This is a genomic window from Streptomyces sp. NPDC001108 (assembly GCF_053598535.1).
In genome coordinates, this window is sequence record NZ_JBSFKL010000009.1 from 181,687 (window position 1) to 197,867 (window position 16,181).

Here is a 16,181-nt window from a genome sequence, read left to right on the forward strand (position 1 = left end):
AGTTGAGGAACCGGCGCCCGAGCGGGCGTTCCCGGAAGATCTTGACCAGTGCGGAGGGGATCGCATGACTGTGCCGGCATTCGAGGAGTACGAGCCCGCCGCCGACTGCGCCTGCCCGGGGTGCGCCGCACGGCGGCGGGCCGCCGCCCGCGCCCTGCCCGTGCGGTACGGGGGTCATCCGGCCGCCCACGGCGCCCGCCGCGCCCTGGTGCTGGCCGCCGCGGCCGGGGTGGTGCTGAGCAGCGGTGTCGCCGAGGCGGCGGGTCTCACGGGCCCGGTGGCCGGCGCGGCCGGGTCCGCCCGCGCCGAGCAGGGCGGGGACAGCCCGCAGGGCGGGCCCGGACCGCTGCGGGGCGCCGGGGCGGCCGGACCGCCCTCCACCACGACCACCACGCCCAAGCTGCGCCCCACCACCCGCGAGGCCATCATCCAGCGGGCGCGGCGGTGGGTCACCGCCCAGGTCCCGTACAGCCTCTCCGGGTACTGGACCGACGGCTACCGGCGGGACTGCTCGGGCTATGTGTCGATGGCCTGGGACCTGCCCGGCAACGAGTGGACCGGCAGTCTCGCCGCGTTCGGCACCCGGATCCCCCGGGCGCAGCTCCAGCCCGGCGACATCCTGCTCTTCCACAATCCGGCCGACCCCACGAAGGGCTCGCACGTCACGATCTTCGGCGGCTGGACCGACTCCTCGCACCGCCACTACACGGCGTACGAGCAGACGAAGCCGCACACCCGCCGGGTGACGGCGCCGATGGCGTACTGGTCCCACTCCGGCAGCTACGTCGCGTACCGCTACCGGGGGCTGACCGGGGGCAGTGCGGCCGGTGCGGTGTCGAGGGCCTATCCCGGCACCGGGAGGTTCGGGCCCGGCGCCCGCAACGCCCATGTCACCGAGCTCGGCCGGATGCTGATCGCGCGGGGCGGCAAGCGCTTCTACCGGGTGGGGGCCGGCCCGTCCTGGGGCGAGTCGGACCGGCGCGCGACGCAGGCGTTCCAGCGGGCCCAGGGGTGGAAGGGGCGGGACGCGGACGGCATCCCCGGACCGGGCACCTGGCGGCTGCTGGTGAACGGCACGGGCCGCGACATCCCCGCCGCGGGAGGCGGTTCCGGCGGCGGAGACCACACGTCGAACCAGGATTCGAAGTACCCCGGGCGGGGCTATTTCCGGTCCGGACAGAGCAACAGCCATGTCGAGCGGCTCGGCAAACAGTTGGTGAAGAAGGGATTCGGTAAGTACTACACGTCAGGTCCCGGTCCCCGGTGGACCGAGGCCGACCGGCGCAATGTCGAGGCCTTCCAGCGCGCACAGGGCTGGCGGGGTGCGGCGGCCGACGGCTACCCCGGGCCGGAGACCTGGCGGCGGCTCTTCGGCTGAACACGGTTCCTCGGCCGGGCGCCGCTCTTCGGCCGGGCGCGACCCCTCGGCCGAACACGACTCTTCGGGTGACACGACGGACATGACGGAGGCGGGTATGCGATCCACGGTGTCGGGCAGCTCCGGAACCCCGGAGGACGGAAGGCCGGGCGAGGGCGACCGGGCGCCGGTCCCACCGCCCTCCCCGGACCGGGCGGCGCCGCCCGGCTGGGAGCCGCCGGGGTGGGAGCCGTACGACCGGGAGGGGCCCGGCCGGGAAGCTCCCGAGTGGGAGGTGACGGGGCGGACGCTGTCCGGTCGGGAGGTGTCCGAGTGGGAGGTGCCCGGTCGGGACGTGCCCGAGTGGGAGGTGACGGGGCAGGCGGTGTCGGGCGGCCGGGAGGTGCCCGAGTGGGAGGAGCCCGGCCGGGCGGTGTCCGGGCGGGGCGTTCCCCAGCGGGATGAGCCCGGCCGGGACGCGCCGGTGTGGGACGCGCCCGGGTGGGAGCCGTCCGGGCGCGGGGCCCCCCGGTGGGAGCCGCCCGGCCGCGGGGCCTTCGGGCGGGAGGCCGCCGAGTGGGAGCCCGCCGGGTGGGAGAGCACCACGTCGTCCGGGGGCGCCGCATCCGGGGGCGCCTCGTCCGGGGTCGCTTCGGACCGGCCCGCCTCGTTCGGGGCCGCTCCGAACGATGCCGTTCCGGACGCGGTTGTTCCGGACCGGGCCGCCACTGCCCCGGCTGCCCCTGATCCGGCCGTCCCCGATCCGCTTCCGCTTCCGCTTTCGGAACCGGCTCCGGAGCCGTTCCGGGGCGCCGACCCGGAACGGGTCGTCGACCTCGTACTGGACCTGGACCAGGGCGACACCCCGGAGGCCGGGTTCGGTACGACCTCGGCCTCCGTCTCGGTTCCGGCGCTCCCGGCCGCCGAGTGCCGGCCGCTGGTGCCGCTCCCCGCCGACCCCACGGACCAGGAGGTCGGCACCCCGCCCGGGCCCCGGCACAGCCCGGCCCGGGAGGCGGTCTTCGACTCCCTGCCGGTGTCCGGCGGCGAGGCGCCCGCGCCCGTGGCCGCCGCCGAGCCGCTCCGGGCGGCCGGGCGGCACCAGGCGGTCATCGCCTCCGGGCGCACCTCGACCATCCCGGTCCACCTGCTCTTCCGCGAGGACGCCGCCGACGCGGCCCGCGCCGGATCCCGTACCGCCCCGTCCGAGGGCCCGTCCGCCGACGGCCCCTGGTGGGGCGGCGGCGAGCCGCCCCGGCCGGACGCACACAGACCGCCTCTGCCGAGAGGTCCGCAGGTCAGGCCCTCCACCCGGCCCGCCCCGGCCGGTGATCCCTGCCTCGCCGAACGGCCGGGGCCCGCGATCCCCGGCTGGCTGGCCCTGTTCACCGCCCTGACCGGGGCGACCGGTGCCGGCGCGGTGCTCTGGTGGAACGGCACCCTGCCCGCCGGGGCGCTCGTCCGGTTCGGACTCGCACCGCGCCCCGACCACGGCGTCGGCCTCGGCGCCTGGGCGGCGCTCGCCGCGCTGGCCTCGCTGGTGCTCTTCGCGCTCGGCGGTCTGAGCCGGGGCCGGGTGGGCCACGCCTGGGTGCTGACCCTGTTCGGCGACTACCGGGGGAGCGTACGGCGGACCGGGCTGATGTGGATCAGCCCGCTGCTGCTGCGCCGCCGCATCGACGTACGGCTGCGGCACTGGCGCAGCGAACCGCTCCCCGCCGTCGACGCCAACGGCACCGCGCTGCGCGTCGTCGTCCTCGTGGTGTGGCGGATCGACGACACCGCGCGGGCGGCGCTCGGGGTCGCCGACCACGAGGCGTACCTGCGCGAGCAGGTCGAGGCGGCGATGGCCCGGGTCCTCTCCCAGCTGCCCGCCGACGCCTTCCACGAGGACACCCACACCCTGCGCAACGCGGAGGCGGTCGGCGACGCGCTGACCCGGCTGCTGAAGGCGGACTGCGAGCCGGTCGGCATCGAGGTCTACTCCGCGCAGCCGACCGGGATCGAGTACGCGCCCGAGGTCGCCGCCGCGATGCAGCGCCGCCGGATCGCCGCCCTCGACGCCAAGCACCGCGACAGTGTCCTGACCTCGGTGGTGGACGCGGTCGACGACACCGTCAACCGGCTCACCGCACGCGGCATCGTGGAGCTGGACGACTACGAACGGAAGTCCCTCGTCAAGGACTTGACGGTGGCCTTCTACACCGGCCGCAACGGCCGGGAGGGGACCTGAGGCGCGTCGGACCGTATCCGGACCGGTAACCGGAATCCACCGTCGATTGGTCTGGACATGTTCATGTCCCGTCCATAACCTAAGACTTGGTCTAGACCGCAGGAAACGCGCGCAGCACGGCTCATGGAACCTCCCCCCGTTCTGAAGGAGCGACAGCACATGCGTAAAAAGGCGAGTGTGGCCCTGGTGGGCCTGGCCGTCGCGGGCGTTTCGATGTTCGCGACCAGCAGCGCCAGCAGTCACGGTTACACCGACAACCCCATCAGCCGCCAGAAGCTCTGTGCCAACGGCACAGTGACCGGTTGCGGCAACATCCAGTGGGAGCCGCAGAGCGTCGAGGGCCCCAAGGGGTTCCCGGCGGCGGGTCCGGCCGACGGGAAGATCTGTTCCGGCGGTCACGGCGAGTTCGCCCAGCTCGACGACCCGCGCGGCGGCAACTGGCCCGCCACCCAGGTCAGCGGCGGCCAGGGCTTCCAGTTCCGCTGGCAGTTCACGGCGCGCCACGCCACCACGGACTTCCGTTACTACATCACCAAGGACGGCTGGGACCCCACCAAGCCGCTCACCAGGGCCTCCCTGGAGCCCCAGCCCTTCATGACGGTGCCGTACGGCGGCAAGCAGCCCCCGGCGACCCTCACCCAGCAGGGCACCATCCCCACCCAGAAGTCCGGGAAGCACATCATCCTGAGCGTCTGGAACATCGCCGACACGGCCAACGCGTTCTACGCCTGCTCCGATGTTCAGTTCTGACGCATAGTCAGTTACCGTGCGGCGCCATGGGGAGCGCAGGCACCGTGGCGGAGCTCGTACAGCGCCAATGGGGCGACCACCGGCCCGGACTGAGGTACGAGGACACCGTCCTCACCCATCACCAGGTCGCCTCGGGCGCTGCCGCTCGGGCCGCGCTCCTGGCGGATCTGCTGCCGGCGGGCGGCGAACCGCACGTGGGGGTGCTGCTGGACAACAACCCCGAGTTTCCTCTCTGGTTGAGCGCGGCGGCCCTGGCCGGGGCCGCCGTCGCCGGGATCAACCCCACCCGGCGCGGCGCCGAACTGGCCCGCGACATCCTGCACACCGACTGCCGGATCCTGATCACCGAGCGCACCCATCTGCCGCTCCTCGCCGGGCTGGACCTCCCGGGCGTCCGCGTCCTGGTGACCGGCACCGAGGCGTACGCCGAACTCCTCGCCCCGTACGCCGGAGCCGAACCCGCCGCCGTCACCCGGCCGGGCACCGGTCCGGGGACCCGGATGCTGCTCTACTTCACCTCCGGCTCCACCGGCGCGCCCAAGGCCGCGATCTGCACCCAGGGGCGGCTGGCGGCCGCCGGTGCCTCGCTGGCCGGCCACTTCCGGGTCCGGCGCGAGGACGTCCACTACGTCTGCATGCCGATGTTCCACGGCAACGCGGTGATCGCCGACTGGGCCCCCGCGCTGGCCGGCGGGGCCGCCGTCGCGCTGCGCCGCCGCTTCTCCGCCTCCGGCTTCCTCGACGACGTACGCGCCCACGGGGCCACGTACTTCACCTATGTCGGCCGTGCCGTGCAGTACCTGCTCGCCACCCCCGAGCGGCCGGACGACCGGGAGCACCGGCTCCGGCTCGGCTTCGGCACGGAGGCCGGGGCGGTGGACGCGGCCCGGTTCCGGGAGCGGTTCGGGGTGCGGCTGGTCGAGGGGTACGGCTCCTCCGAGGGCGGGGCGGCGATCCAGCGGACCCCGGACACCCCGCCACGGGCGGTCGGGAGGGCGGCCGCGCGCGACGACCTCGCCGTGGTCGATCCGGAGACGGGCCGGGAGCGGGCCGCCGCCGTCTTCGACGGGGCTGGCCGGCTGGTCAACGGGGCTGAGGCGATAGGGGAGTTGGTCAACCGGGGCCGCACCCCCTTCGAGGGCTACTGGCGCAACCCGGCGGCCGACGCGGAACGGGTGCGCGGCGGCTGGTACTGGACCGGGGACCTCTTCTTCCGGGACGCCGAGGGCTTCTACTACTTCGCGGGCCGCACCGACGACCGGCTCCGGGTGGACAGCGAGAACCTGGCCGCCGCGATGATCGAGAACATCCTGGCCCGGTGGCCGGACGCGGTGGCGGCGGCGGTGTACGCGGTGCCGGACCCGGCCGCCGGGGACCAGGTGATGGCAGCGCTGGCGCTGCGGGCGGGGACCGGTTTCGACCCGGCCGCCTTCGCCCGGTTCCTGGCGGACCAGCCGGACCTGGGGACGAAGATGGCCCCCGCCTTCGTACGGATCGTGCCCGCGATGCCGGTGACGGCGACCAACAAGGTGCACCGGGCGGCCCTGCGCCAGGAGGGGTTCTGGTGCGGTGACCCGGTCTGGCACCGGGGCCCGGACGGGGCGTACGCCCCGCTCACCGGGGAGGGGCTGTCGGCGCTGGCGGCCGCGTACACCGCGCACGGCACGCCGGTGCCGGCCGGACTCGACCAGCGAGCCCGACCGGCACTGGAGCACGGCCCGGACGACAGGTCCTAACCCACCGGCGCGGCCTCCGGAGCGCCTTCCCGCCCCGCCTCCCGCTCGCCGGACCGCGCCGCCCGGCGCAGTACCGTCGCGGCCAGCACCGCGCCCGCCAGCAGCAGCACGGAACCGGCCACCGAGGCGCTGTGCATGCTGTGGACGAAGGCTTCCCGTCCGGCCGCGATCAGCGAACCGTCGCCCGTGGCCACCGCCCCCGCCAGGGTTTTGCGGGCGATCTCCGGGGCCGAGCCCGGCATGTCCGCCGTGTAGATCGCGGTGGACACCGCCCCCAGCAGGGCCATCCCCATCGCGCCGCCGAACTCCTGCCCGGTCTCCAGCAGCGAGGCCGCCGAACTCGCCTTCTCCGGCGGGGCGGTGGACAGCGCGAGGTCCGAGACCAGCGCCATCACGGTGACGATGCCACTGCTCATCACGGCGCAGCCCACCAGCAGCAGCCACAGCGTGTCCGTACCGGTCAGGGCGAGGAGGGCGAAGCCCGCGGCGGCGACGACGAAGCCGGCGCAGACCACCCGGGCCCGCCCGGCCCGCTGGGAGACCGCGGTGGCGGTGGGTGCCGCGGCACCCACCGCCAGCGACGGCGCCAGGCTCCACAGCGCCGCCTCCAACGTGCCCATGCCGAGCACCGACTGGAGGTACTGCGTGGTGAAGAACGAGGAACCCATCATCGCGAACGCGGCCATCGCGTTCAGCCCGATCCCGGCCGAGAAGTTGCGGTCGCGGAAGAGTTCCCGGCTGATCATCGCGTCGCGCCGGACCCGCTGGCGGCGGACGAAGAACCAGCCGACGACCAGCCCGGCGGCGGCGATCAGGGTGTTGCGCGGGTCGAAGCCGTGGGCGGCCGTCTCCTTGACGCCGTAGATGACCGGCAGCACCGAGCCCAGCGACAGCGGCACGCTCAGCAGGTCGAAGCGGCCGGGGTTCGGGTCCTTGAACTCCGGGACCAGCAACGGCACCAGGACGAGCAGCAGCAGCATCGCCGGCACATTGATCAGGAATACCGAGCCCCACCAGAAGTGCTGGAGCATCACCCCGCTGAGCACCGAGCCGAGCGCGACCCCGCCCGCCATCGCCCCCGACCAGATCCCCACGGCGCGGGTGCGCTGCTGCTCGTCGCGGAACATGTTGCGGACCAGTCCCATGGTCGACGGCATCAGCGTCGCCCCGCCGATCCCGAGCAGCGCGCGGGCGGCGATCAGCATCTCCGGACTGTCGGCGTAGGCGGCACCGGCCGACGCGGTCCCGAACGCCACCGCCCCCAGGAGCAGCAGCTTGCGGCGGCCGATCCGGTCGCCGAGCGAGCCCATCGTGATGAGCAGCCCGGCCAGGGCGAAGGCGTACACATCGAAGATCCAGAGCTGCTGGGTGGCGCTGGGGGCGAGGTCCCGGTCGATGGACGGGATCGCGAAGAAGAGGACGGAGATGTCCATCGAGACGAGGAGGAGGGGAAGCATGAGGACCACGAAAGCGGTCCATTCCCGACGTCCCGCGAGGGGACCCTGTGCGGCGGTGGTGCGCGTCGTGCTCGTGGCGTTCGGCATGACCAGCAATGTACGAGCGTATAAAACGCTTGTCTAGTACGGCTGTTTAAAACGCTTGTACATTTTCTCGGGCAGGGGTGTGCGGCGGGGTGCGCGACGGGCTGGGAGGGGGGGTGGGCAGCGCACAACGCACTGGGCGGTTCACGTGTGTACGTGAACCGCCCAGTGCGTTGTCTGTGCGCCGCCAGGGACTCGAACCCCGGACCCGCTGATTAAGAGTCAGCTGCTCTAACCAACTGAGCTAGCGGCGCCTGCTGACTTGAAAATCATACCTGGTCCGGAAGGGTGCCGATGCCACCCGGGCAAAGAGGTGCTTACCGTCATGTTTCGGGCGTCGGGATGTAGCCGCGCCGCTTGTCCACCACGTTCGGCAGGGGGCGCCCGCCCGCCCAGAGGTCGAACATCGTCACGAACTGCTCGCTCAGCCGGTCCTGCCGGCCCGCCGTGTCCCCGCTCATGTGCGGGGACACGATCAGATCCGGTACGTCCCACAGCGGGTTCCCGGGCTCCAGCGGCTCCCGCTCGAACACGTCGAGCGCCGCACCGGCGATCCACCGCCTGCGCAGCGCCTCGGCCAGATCCTCCTCGACGACCAGCGGGCCGCGCCCCACGTTCACGAAGCGGGCCGAGGGCTGCATCAGCCCGAAGAAGCGGGCGTCGAACATGCCGCGGGTCGCGTCGGTGAGCGGGGCGGCGGCGATCACCCAGTCGGACAGCGAGGTCAGCCGGTCCAGATCCCCGATGCCGTGCACGGTGCGCCGCGCGGTCCGCCCCACCAGTGCCACCTTCACACCCAGCCCCATCAGCAGCCGGGTGATCTCCCGCCCGATCGGGCCCGCGCCGACGACGACCGCCCGGCTGCCGGCGAGCCGGACGGTGTCGCGATGGCGCCACTGCCGCCGCCGCTGGAGGTCCAGGGTGCCGGGCAGGTCCTTGGCGAACGCCAGCAGCAGCCCGGTGACGTACTCGGCGACCGGCCGTTCGAAGATGCCGCGGGCGTTGGTCAGCACGGTGTCGGAGGCGGCCAGCTCCGGGCAGAGCAGCCGGTCCACCCCCGCGCTCGCGGTGTGCACCCAGGCCGGGCGCTTCCCGTCGCCGGGCCAGGCGTCCCGTACCGCGTCGGAGGTGACGTCCCACACCAGCAGCACGTCGGCGGTGGGGAGCAGGGCGGGGAGCCCGGCCCCGTCCGTGTGCCGGACACGGGCCCGGCCGGTCAGCCGGCCCAGGCGCGGCGAGGGGGCGGTGTCCAGGACGAGCACGGTGGGCTCCGGCATGAGAGTCGCTCGCTCCGCTGCGTCCGGGGGTGCGGGACGCCCACGCTCGCAGCCGTCCCGCCGCCCGTCAACAGGGCATCGGAGGATTCACCGCATATGGGGGAATACTGGGAAGGAACGGGCGGCGACAGAGCGCCCGGCCGCAGGAAGGCCAGACGTACGCGGGAGAGCCGTACGCGCGTAGGAGGGCGGACAGGTGGACACGACGACCATCGGAATCCTCTACCCGAACCACTTCGCCCAGGACGACTACCCCAGGATGGAGATCCTGCTCGACGCCGTCCGGCTGGTGGTGCACCACACCGAGGTGGCGGACGACTCCTACCGCGCCGAGGCGCTGCTGCGGACCGGTGAGCCCGACCGGCTGGCCGCCGGGGTGACGGACCTCCAGCGCGCCGGTGCCGAGTGCGTCGTGTGGGCGAGCGGCGCCGGGAGCTTCCTGTACGGGTGGGAGGGCGCCCACGAACAGGCCGCCGCCCTGGCCCGCGCGGTCGGCGTCTCCGCCTCCAGCACGCCTCTCGGCCTGGTCCACGCGGTACGGGAGCTGGGCGCCGAGCGGGTCGCCGTCGCCTCCACCTACTCCGAGGAGGTCACCGCCGCGTTCGTCGAATTCCTGCGCGCCGCGGACATCGGGACGGCCGGGACCACCGCCGCCGCCCTCGGCTCCGCCGCCGAGGCCGCCGCCTGGGACCTCGACCGGGTGAAGGAGCTGGCCGCCGCGGCGGACCGGCCCGAGGCGGACGTGGTGCTGCTGCCCGACACCGCGCTGCACACCGCCGGACACGAGGAAGAGCTGGAGACCCTCCTCGGCAAGCCCGTCCTCACCGGCAACCAGGTCACCGTCCGCGAAGGGCTGCGCCTGGCCGACCGCCGCGCCTGGTCCCCCCGGCTGGGCAGGCTCTTCGGCCGCCGGGAGGCGCCGCCCGCCCCGGTGGCCGTCTGGGGCGAGGGCCGGGCCCGCGCGCACAGCGGACGGGGCGCCCACCGGGAATAACCGGAGACAACCTCCCGTTATGTCCCTCCGGAAGTCGAAGCACCACCGGAGAGGGCCAGGAAGTGGACGAGATTCGAGGCGACGGGCACCGGGGCGACGAGCGCCGCGACACGGGCACCCACGACACGGGCACCCATGGCGCGCGCATCCACGACACGGGCATCCACGGCACGGCGGAGGGAACGGCCCCCGTACCGCTCTCCGTGCTGGACCTGGTGACCGTCGGCAAGGGCCGCACCGCCACCCAGGCCCTGCGCACCGGCGTGGAGCTGGCCCGGCTCGCCGAGCGCCGCGGCTTCCACCGCTACTGGGTCGCCGAGCACCACTCGATGCCCGGTGTCGCGTCCTCCTCGCCGGCCGTCATCCTGGCCCACCTCGCCGCGCACACCGAGCGCATCAGGCTCGGCTCCGGCGGCGTGATGCTGCCCAACCACGCCCCGCTCGTCATCGCCGAGCAGTTCGGCACGCTGGAGGCCATGGCCCCCGGCCGCGTCGACCTCGGCCTCGGCCGGGCCCCCGGCACCGACGGCGCAACGGCCGCCGCCCTGCGCCGCAGCGACCGGCTCAACGAGGGGGCCGACGACTTCCCGCAGCAACTCGTCGAGCTGACCCGGTTCCTGGACGACGACTTCCCCGACGGGCACCCGTACGCGCGGATCCACGCCGTCCCCGGCCCGGTCCAGGCCACGTCCGACGGCGGCGTCCAGTCCCCGGGCCGCCCGCCGCTCTGGCTGCTCGGCTCGTCCGGGTTCAGTGCCCGGCTGGCCGGGATGCTGGGGCTGCCGTTCGCGTTCGCGCACCACTTCTCGGCGCAGAACACGATTCCGGCGCTCGACCTGTACCGGGAGTCCTTCCGGCCCTCCGCGGTGCTCGACGCCCCGTACGCGCTGATCGGCGTCGCCGCCCTGGCCGCCGACGACGAGCGCGAGGCCCGCCGCCAGGTCCTCTCGGGCGCCCTGTCCATGGTCCGGCTGCGCACCGGCCGCCCCGGCCTGGTCCCCACGCCCGACGAGGCGGAGGCGTACGACTACACGCCGATGGAGCGCGAGTTCGTCGACGGCTGGCTCACCAACATCGTGCACGGCACCGCCGACCAGGTCCGCACCGGTCTGGACGACCTGGCCAAGCGGACCGGCGCCGACGAGCTGATGATCACCGCCAACGCCCACGGCGGCGAGGCCCGGCTGCGCAGCTACGAGCTGATCGCCGACGCGTACGGCCTCCCGACGGCCTGACCCCGCCGGTCGCGTCCGAGCCGCCCGCCCGCGCCCTCAGCCCCGTAACGGGCCCGCGCCGATCAGTTCGGCGATCCGTTCCGGGGCCACCGCGCGCGAGTAGAGCCACCCCTGCCCGGTGTCGCAGCCGATCCGGCGCAGCCGCTCGGCCTGCCCCGCCGTCTCCACGCACTCGGCGGTGACGGTCAGGCCCAGCCGGTGGGCCAGCTGCACCATCGCCTCGACGATCGTCTCGTCGGCCGGGCTCGGGTGCGCGCCGTCGTCGTAGCGGAATCCGCGGACGAAGGAGCCGTCCAGCTTCAGCACCGAGACCGGCAGCCGGCTCAGATAGGCGAGGTTGGAGTAGCCGGTGCCGAAGTCGTCGATGGCGATCCGCACCCCCATGTCGCTGAGCGCCTGGAGCGCCTGGATCGGGCGGCCCGCCGAGCCCATCACCGCGGACTCGGTCAGCTCCAGCTGGAGCAGCGAGGGGTCGAGCCCGGTCTCGGCGAGGATCTCCGCGACATCGGTGACCAGGTCGGAGTCCCAGACCTGGCGCACGGCCACGTTGACGCTGATGAAGAGCGGCGGATCGGTGGGGTGCTCCAGCTGCCAGCGCCGCGCCTGACGGCAGGCGGACTGGAGCACCCACCGTCCGAGCTGGACGATCGAGCCGTCCTCCTCGGCGATCGCGACGAACCGATTCGGCGAGAGCAGCCCGAACTGCGGATGGTTCCAGCGCACCAGCGCCTCCACCCCCCGCAGCACCCCGTCCGCCATGCCGACCAGTGGCTGGTACTCGATGGTGAACTCGCCGCGCTCCACCGCCGGCCGCAGCGTGGAGGCGAGCGTCTGGCGGGTCATCCGGTGGGCGTTGCGCTCCGGGTCGAAGACCGTCCAGCGGGACCTGCCGTCCGCCTTCGCCCAGTACAGCGTGGTGTCGGCGGCCTGCATCAGACCGGTGGCCGAGGTACCCGCGACCGGCCGTTCCACCACCCCGATCGAGGCGGAGACCGAGATCCGCTGCCCGGCCAGGTCGAAGGGGCGCTGGAGGGCGGCCAGCACCGCGCGGGCCAGGTCGGTGAGCTGCCGCGTACCGGTGGAGTCCTCGACCAGGATCGCGAACTCGTCGCCGCCGAGCCGTGCGACGAGACGGGCGCCGCCGCCCCGGCGCGGGCCGGCCTGGGCGGCGCACTCGGTGAGCCGGGCGGCGACGGCGGCCAGCAGCCGGTCGCCGGTGCGGTGGCCCATCGTGTCGTTGACGGCCTTGAACCCGTCCAGGTCCAGATAGCAGAGCCCGATCCGGGGCTCCCCGGAGCCGTCGCCCGCCGGGGCCCCGTCCGCCGTGGTCTCCAGGGCGGCCGAGAGCCGTTCGAAGAAGAGCGTCCGGTTGGGCAGCCGGGTCACCGGGTCGTGCATCTGGAGGTGGCGCAGCCGCTTCTGGAGCTCGCGCCGGTCGCTGACGTCCGCGACGGAGAGCAGCACCCGCCCCGCCCCTTCGCACCCGTCCCGCCCCGCCCGGCCGTCGCACTCGGGCATCGGTACGACGGTGACCTCGGCCCACAGCGCGCGCCCGTCGGGGTGCCTGAGCCGGTGCGTACGCCGGAAGCGCGTCCGCCGCCCGTGCAGCACCTCGCGGTACGCGTGCCAGGTGCGGCCGTCCGCCGCGAGGTCGAGGAGGTCGGCGGCGGACTGGCTGGTCAGCGCGGCGGCGGGCAGGCCGAGGAGGTCGCCGAGGGCCTCGTTGGCGGTGACGACCAGGCCCTCGTGGTCGACGACGGCCATCGGGAGCGTGGCGGCCAGGAAGGCGGCCCGGTAGCCGTGCGGCTCGGAACCCCTGGCCGCGGAGGGCGGCCACGGAACGTGACGATCCGAGACCGTCCGTCCTGCGGAGCACCGAGGTGTGCCCGCCGCGGACCCGGCCCCTTCGGAGGTTCCGCTCACCGTTCGCTCCCGCCGTGCAGTTCTGTTCTGAACAGGTGTGGCCGGACTGGCCCGCCGCGCGGGGTGCCTGGTTCGGAGGCGGTGTCCACGCGGGAAAGCCTGGTGAAGCATAGAGCTTGGTGCGTCGGCCGTTCCAGCGTCCGACCTTTGCACGCCCCGCGTACGCCCCGCACGCGCCCTTCACGCAAGGTTCCGTTTTGCCCGTAACCGATCACTTGGGAACGTTCACCTTCTCCCACGATGCGTCATTGATCGAATGTGACGTTCTGTGAGGGTCAGGGGCGCGGTCGGTCCCTGACTCGACTGGTGCAGCCCAACAGGCCGAAACGCCGCCCCCGCCCCAGGGTGGGTGGGGTCACCGCGTTTTGTACCCGGAGGTACCGGAGGTAGCCGTGCCGCGTCCGCAGGGATCCGCGGGAGGGGAGCGGTCCCGGCTGCGCGCGACGGGAGCCGCCGTGACCTCCCTGCTGGCGCTCGCCGCCACCTCCCTCGTCGCCGGGCCCGCCGTCGCCGCCACCGCCGGTCCCGGACCCTGTGCCCTGCCCCGCACCGGGGCACACCACTCGCTCGGCGTCGACGGCTGGAACAGTGCCTATCCCCGCCCCGACCGCCCGCTCGACGCGGTCATGATCTTCCTGTCCTTCCCGGACCACCGACCGGCCATCGCGCCCGACCGGCTCGCCGCCGACCACTTCCCCGCCACCACCCGGTTCTTCCAGCGCGCCTCGTACGGGAAGTTCACGCTGCGCGCGCACCCGCTGCGGCAGTGGATCAGGATGCCCAGGGCCTCCGACCAGTACGGCATACACCGGGACTGGGACGACGAGGGGCGCGGAACCTACCTGCGCGACGCCGTGGCCGCCGCCGATCCGGTGGTCGACTTCTCCCGGTACGACATCGTCTACCTGGTCGCCGACCCGGACGCCCCCGGCGTCGACTCCGACGCCACCAAGGTCGTCAACTTCGACCGGCCGCTGCGCGCCGACGGCACCGACATCCGCCGCGTCGTCACCGTCTTCGAGCAGCACCCGCCGGACCACAACGTGCTGGCCCACGAGACCGGACACGTCTTCGACCTGCCGGACCTCTACCACCGGCCGTCCGACGGCAAGGGCGACTGGGACACCCACGTCGGCGACTGGGACGTCATGGGCAGCCAGTTCGGACTCGCGCCGGACCTCTTCGGCTGGCACAAGTGGAAGCTCGGCTGGTTGGACCGCCGCCAGGTGGCCTGCGTCCAGAGCGACCGCGACCTCACCCTGGTGCCGATGGCCGCCGAGCCCGGCCCCGGCACCTCCCTCGGCACCCGGCTCGCGGTGATCAGGACCGGCGAGAACACCGCCGTCGCCATCGAGGCCCGCGGCGCCACCGGCAACGACACCACCACCTGCACCGAGGGCGTCCTGCTCTACCGGGTGCGCAACGAGACCCCGTCCGGCGGCGGCCCGGTCCAGGTCATCGACACCCACCCCCGCACCGACGCCTGCTGGGACCGCTCGGTCTACGCCCCGCTCGCCGACGCCCCGCTGCGCGCCGGCGAGACGTACACCCTCCCCGAGGGGCACGCCCGGATCGAGGTCGCGGGCCGGACCGCGTCCGGCGCCTGGACGATCCACATCACCACCGGCATCCCCACCACGAACCCCTGAGGCCCCGGGGCCGGGAAGAGCGCCCTGGACACGGACCCCAAAACGAAGAAGCCCCCCGCTTCCGCGAGGGGCTTCTTCCGTCTGTGCGCCGCCAGGGACTCGAACCCCGGACCCGCTGATTAAGAGTCAGCTGCTCTAACCAACTGAGCTAGCGGCGCCTGCTGACGTCGTAGACATTAGCATCCGGATCCGCAGGAGGAAAAATCGAATCCCGGACCGCCGACGGGGGCGCTGACCTGGCCACCCGTACACAGGCCCACAGCAGCACGTCGGGGCCGGGCAGCCACGGGGTACGGGTGTCCGGCGCGACCACCCAGCGCGGGCCGGACGCGGTCGGGGAGCAGGCCAGGGGAGGGACGGTCACCGCGTCCCCGGTGCCGTGGCAGAGCAGCGGAGGCACCCGCCCCTCACCGCCGCCCTCCGCACCGGCACAACCGCCCCACTCCTCCCAGTCGAGCAGCGAGGGCAGCCGCTGGGCGGTACCGGGCGAGGCGAAGAGCAGCATCCGCCCCCGGTGCGTGGCCACCGGCCCGGAACCGGGGCCGTCCGACCACAGGTGCTCCAGCATCCGGCGCCCGAAGAGCGTGGGCACGTTCACCACGTCGAAGGCCGAGCCGCACGGCAGCACCCCGGGCAGGGCCGGGTGCTGCTCCCACTGCGCCAGCGTGCTGCGCGGATACGCGGAGGCGCCGGCGAGCCAGGCGGCACCGGCCGCCGTGACGTGCTCCGTCCGGGCCGCCGTCTGGTCGCGCGGAACGGCGAAGAGCTCGGTGCGGTGGTGGTGGGCGTCGCTGGGGTGCAGGGGCGTGTGTTCCGGGAGCCATGCGGTCATGCCGACATATCTACCGGGGGTGATCGGACGCGTTCCGAGAGTTGCGGGAAACCGGGACAGTTCGGGGGAGGAGGGAGTATCTTGCGCTCGGGCATATGCCAGAGGGGCTGCCCGACGTCAGAACCGGCCGGTGCGCGACGGGCCCGTGCGCGGCCCCCGAGCTGCTGCGACGGTCAGGGCGTGGTGCCGCGCAGCAGGCTCCTGCCGAACTCGACCATCTTCTTGGCATAGTCCTCGGTCCACTGCGCGCGCTCCGCGATGTCCCCGGTCGTGAGCCGGTCGAACCGGCGCGGATCGGCGAGCTGCGCGGCGGCGATCGCCTGGAACTCGACCGCGCGGTCGGTCGCGGCCCGGAACGCCAGGGTCAGCTCGGTGGCGCGGGACAGCAGCTCCCGGGGGTCCTCCATGGACTCCAGGTCGAAGAAGTGCTCGGGGTCGGCGACCGCCTCCGACGGCTCGAAGAGCAGGGGCGCGGGGCGCATCCGCTGCTGCCCGTTCCGCTCGGCTTCTGACATGTGAGGCTGCCTCCTTGGATCGCCGGACCGTCCCGATGCCACCCTCCATTGTCCAACGCCCCGCAAGCCCCCTTCCGTCGTACCGCGCCGGTCGCCGGACCGTGCCGATCGCCGGGGCGCGCTCCGCCGGGCTCGCTAA

The 16,181-nt window shown here is 73.7% G+C and carries 12 protein-coding genes and 2 tRNA genes; 7 read left to right on the top strand and 7 right to left on the bottom strand.

Annotated elements, in window-relative coordinates; all coding sequences use genetic code 11:
• The first annotated feature begins 64 nt into the window (after positions 1 to 64).
• From ACWC97_RS21425 to ACWC97_RS21440, 4 genes are all read left to right on the top strand, one after another.
• Positions 65 to 1,378: a peptidoglycan-binding protein gene (locus ACWC97_RS21425; RefSeq protein ID WP_450650908.1), complete on the top strand. Its 1,314-nt coding sequence runs from the start codon at positions 65 to 67 to the stop codon at positions 1,376 to 1,378.
• A gap of 97 nt (positions 1,379 to 1,475) precedes the next feature.
• The gene (locus ACWC97_RS21430; protein ID WP_450650910.1) at positions 1,476 to 3,590 is read left to right on the top strand and encodes an SPFH domain-containing protein; all 2,115 of its coding nucleotides are present in this window, start codon (positions 1,476 to 1,478) and stop codon (positions 3,588 to 3,590) included.
• A gap of 159 nt (positions 3,591 to 3,749) precedes the next feature.
• Positions 3,750 to 4,340, top strand: a complete 591-nt coding sequence (locus ACWC97_RS21435) for a lytic polysaccharide monooxygenase auxiliary activity family 9 protein (RefSeq protein ID WP_352273790.1) — start codon at positions 3,750 to 3,752, stop codon at positions 4,338 to 4,340.
• Between the two features lie 26 nt (positions 4,341 to 4,366).
• Positions 4,367 to 6,076: an AMP-binding protein gene (locus ACWC97_RS21440; RefSeq protein WP_450650912.1), complete on the top strand. Its 1,710-nt coding sequence runs from the start codon at positions 4,367 to 4,369 to the stop codon at positions 6,074 to 6,076.
• On the opposite strand, the gene ACWC97_RS21445 is transcribed toward ACWC97_RS21440, so the two are convergent.
• The 3 genes from ACWC97_RS21445 to ACWC97_RS21455 all read right to left on the bottom strand — a co-directional run bounded on the left by ACWC97_RS21445 (position 6,073) and on the right by ACWC97_RS21455 (position 8,894).
• Complete coding sequence (locus ACWC97_RS21445; protein WP_450650914.1) at positions 6,073 to 7,620, bottom strand: MFS transporter; 1,548 nt, start codon at positions 7,618 to 7,620, stop codon at positions 6,073 to 6,075. The genes ACWC97_RS21440 and ACWC97_RS21445 overlap by 4 nt on opposite strands.
• 177 nt (positions 7,621 to 7,797) lie before the next feature.
• Positions 7,798 to 7,871 (bottom strand) — tRNA-Lys (locus ACWC97_RS21450).
• A 69-nt stretch (positions 7,872 to 7,940) separates the two neighbouring features.
• On the bottom strand, positions 7,941 to 8,894 hold the full coding sequence (locus ACWC97_RS21455) for a D-2-hydroxyacid dehydrogenase (protein WP_450650915.1): 954 nt from the start codon (positions 8,892 to 8,894) through the stop codon (positions 7,941 to 7,943).
• Between the two features lie 196 nt (positions 8,895 to 9,090).
• Here ACWC97_RS21455 and ACWC97_RS21460 point away from each other — a divergent pair, with 196 nt between their 5' ends.
• Positions 9,091 to 9,888 carry a maleate cis-trans isomerase family protein gene (locus tag ACWC97_RS21460; protein ID WP_450650917.1) on the top strand — a complete coding sequence of 266 codons (798 nt, stop codon included), beginning with the start codon at positions 9,091 to 9,093 and terminating at the stop codon, positions 9,886 to 9,888.
• A 62-nt stretch (positions 9,889 to 9,950) separates the two neighbouring features.
• A complete protein-coding gene (locus tag ACWC97_RS21465) occupies positions 9,951 to 11,123 on the top strand; it encodes an LLM class flavin-dependent oxidoreductase (protein WP_450650918.1) in 1,173 nt (390 codons plus the stop codon).
• Between the two features lie 36 nt (positions 11,124 to 11,159).
• On the opposite strand, the gene ACWC97_RS21470 is transcribed toward ACWC97_RS21465, so the two are convergent.
• Positions 11,160 to 13,046, bottom strand: a complete 1,887-nt coding sequence (locus ACWC97_RS21470; RefSeq protein ID WP_352273797.1) for a putative bifunctional diguanylate cyclase/phosphodiesterase — start codon at positions 13,044 to 13,046, stop codon at positions 11,160 to 11,162.
• Between the two features lie 455 nt (positions 13,047 to 13,501).
• Between ACWC97_RS21470 and ACWC97_RS21475 the strand changes: the two genes are divergently transcribed.
• Positions 13,502 to 14,695, top strand: coding sequence for a M6 family metalloprotease domain-containing protein (locus ACWC97_RS21475; RefSeq protein WP_450650921.1), 1,194 nt, complete (start codon positions 13,502 to 13,504; stop codon positions 14,693 to 14,695).
• An 84-nt stretch (positions 14,696 to 14,779) separates the two neighbouring features.
• On the opposite strand, the gene ACWC97_RS21480 is transcribed toward ACWC97_RS21475, so the two are convergent.
• The 3 genes from ACWC97_RS21480 to ACWC97_RS21490 all read right to left on the bottom strand — a co-directional run bounded on the left by ACWC97_RS21480 (position 14,780) and on the right by ACWC97_RS21490 (position 16,042).
• Positions 14,780 to 14,853: transfer RNA gene (locus ACWC97_RS21480), tRNA-Lys, on the bottom strand.
• Complete coding sequence (locus ACWC97_RS21485) at positions 14,844 to 15,527, bottom strand: hypothetical protein (protein WP_352273799.1); 684 nt, start codon at positions 15,525 to 15,527, stop codon at positions 14,844 to 14,846. The genes ACWC97_RS21480 and ACWC97_RS21485 overlap by 10 nt, the downstream gene beginning before the upstream one ends.
• 173 nt (positions 15,528 to 15,700) lie before the next feature.
• Positions 15,701 to 16,042 (bottom strand): hypothetical protein, encoded by a 342-nt coding sequence (locus tag ACWC97_RS21490; RefSeq protein WP_352273800.1) that lies wholly within the window; start codon positions 16,040 to 16,042, stop codon positions 15,701 to 15,703.
• Between the last annotated feature and the right edge of the window lie 139 nt (positions 16,043 to 16,181).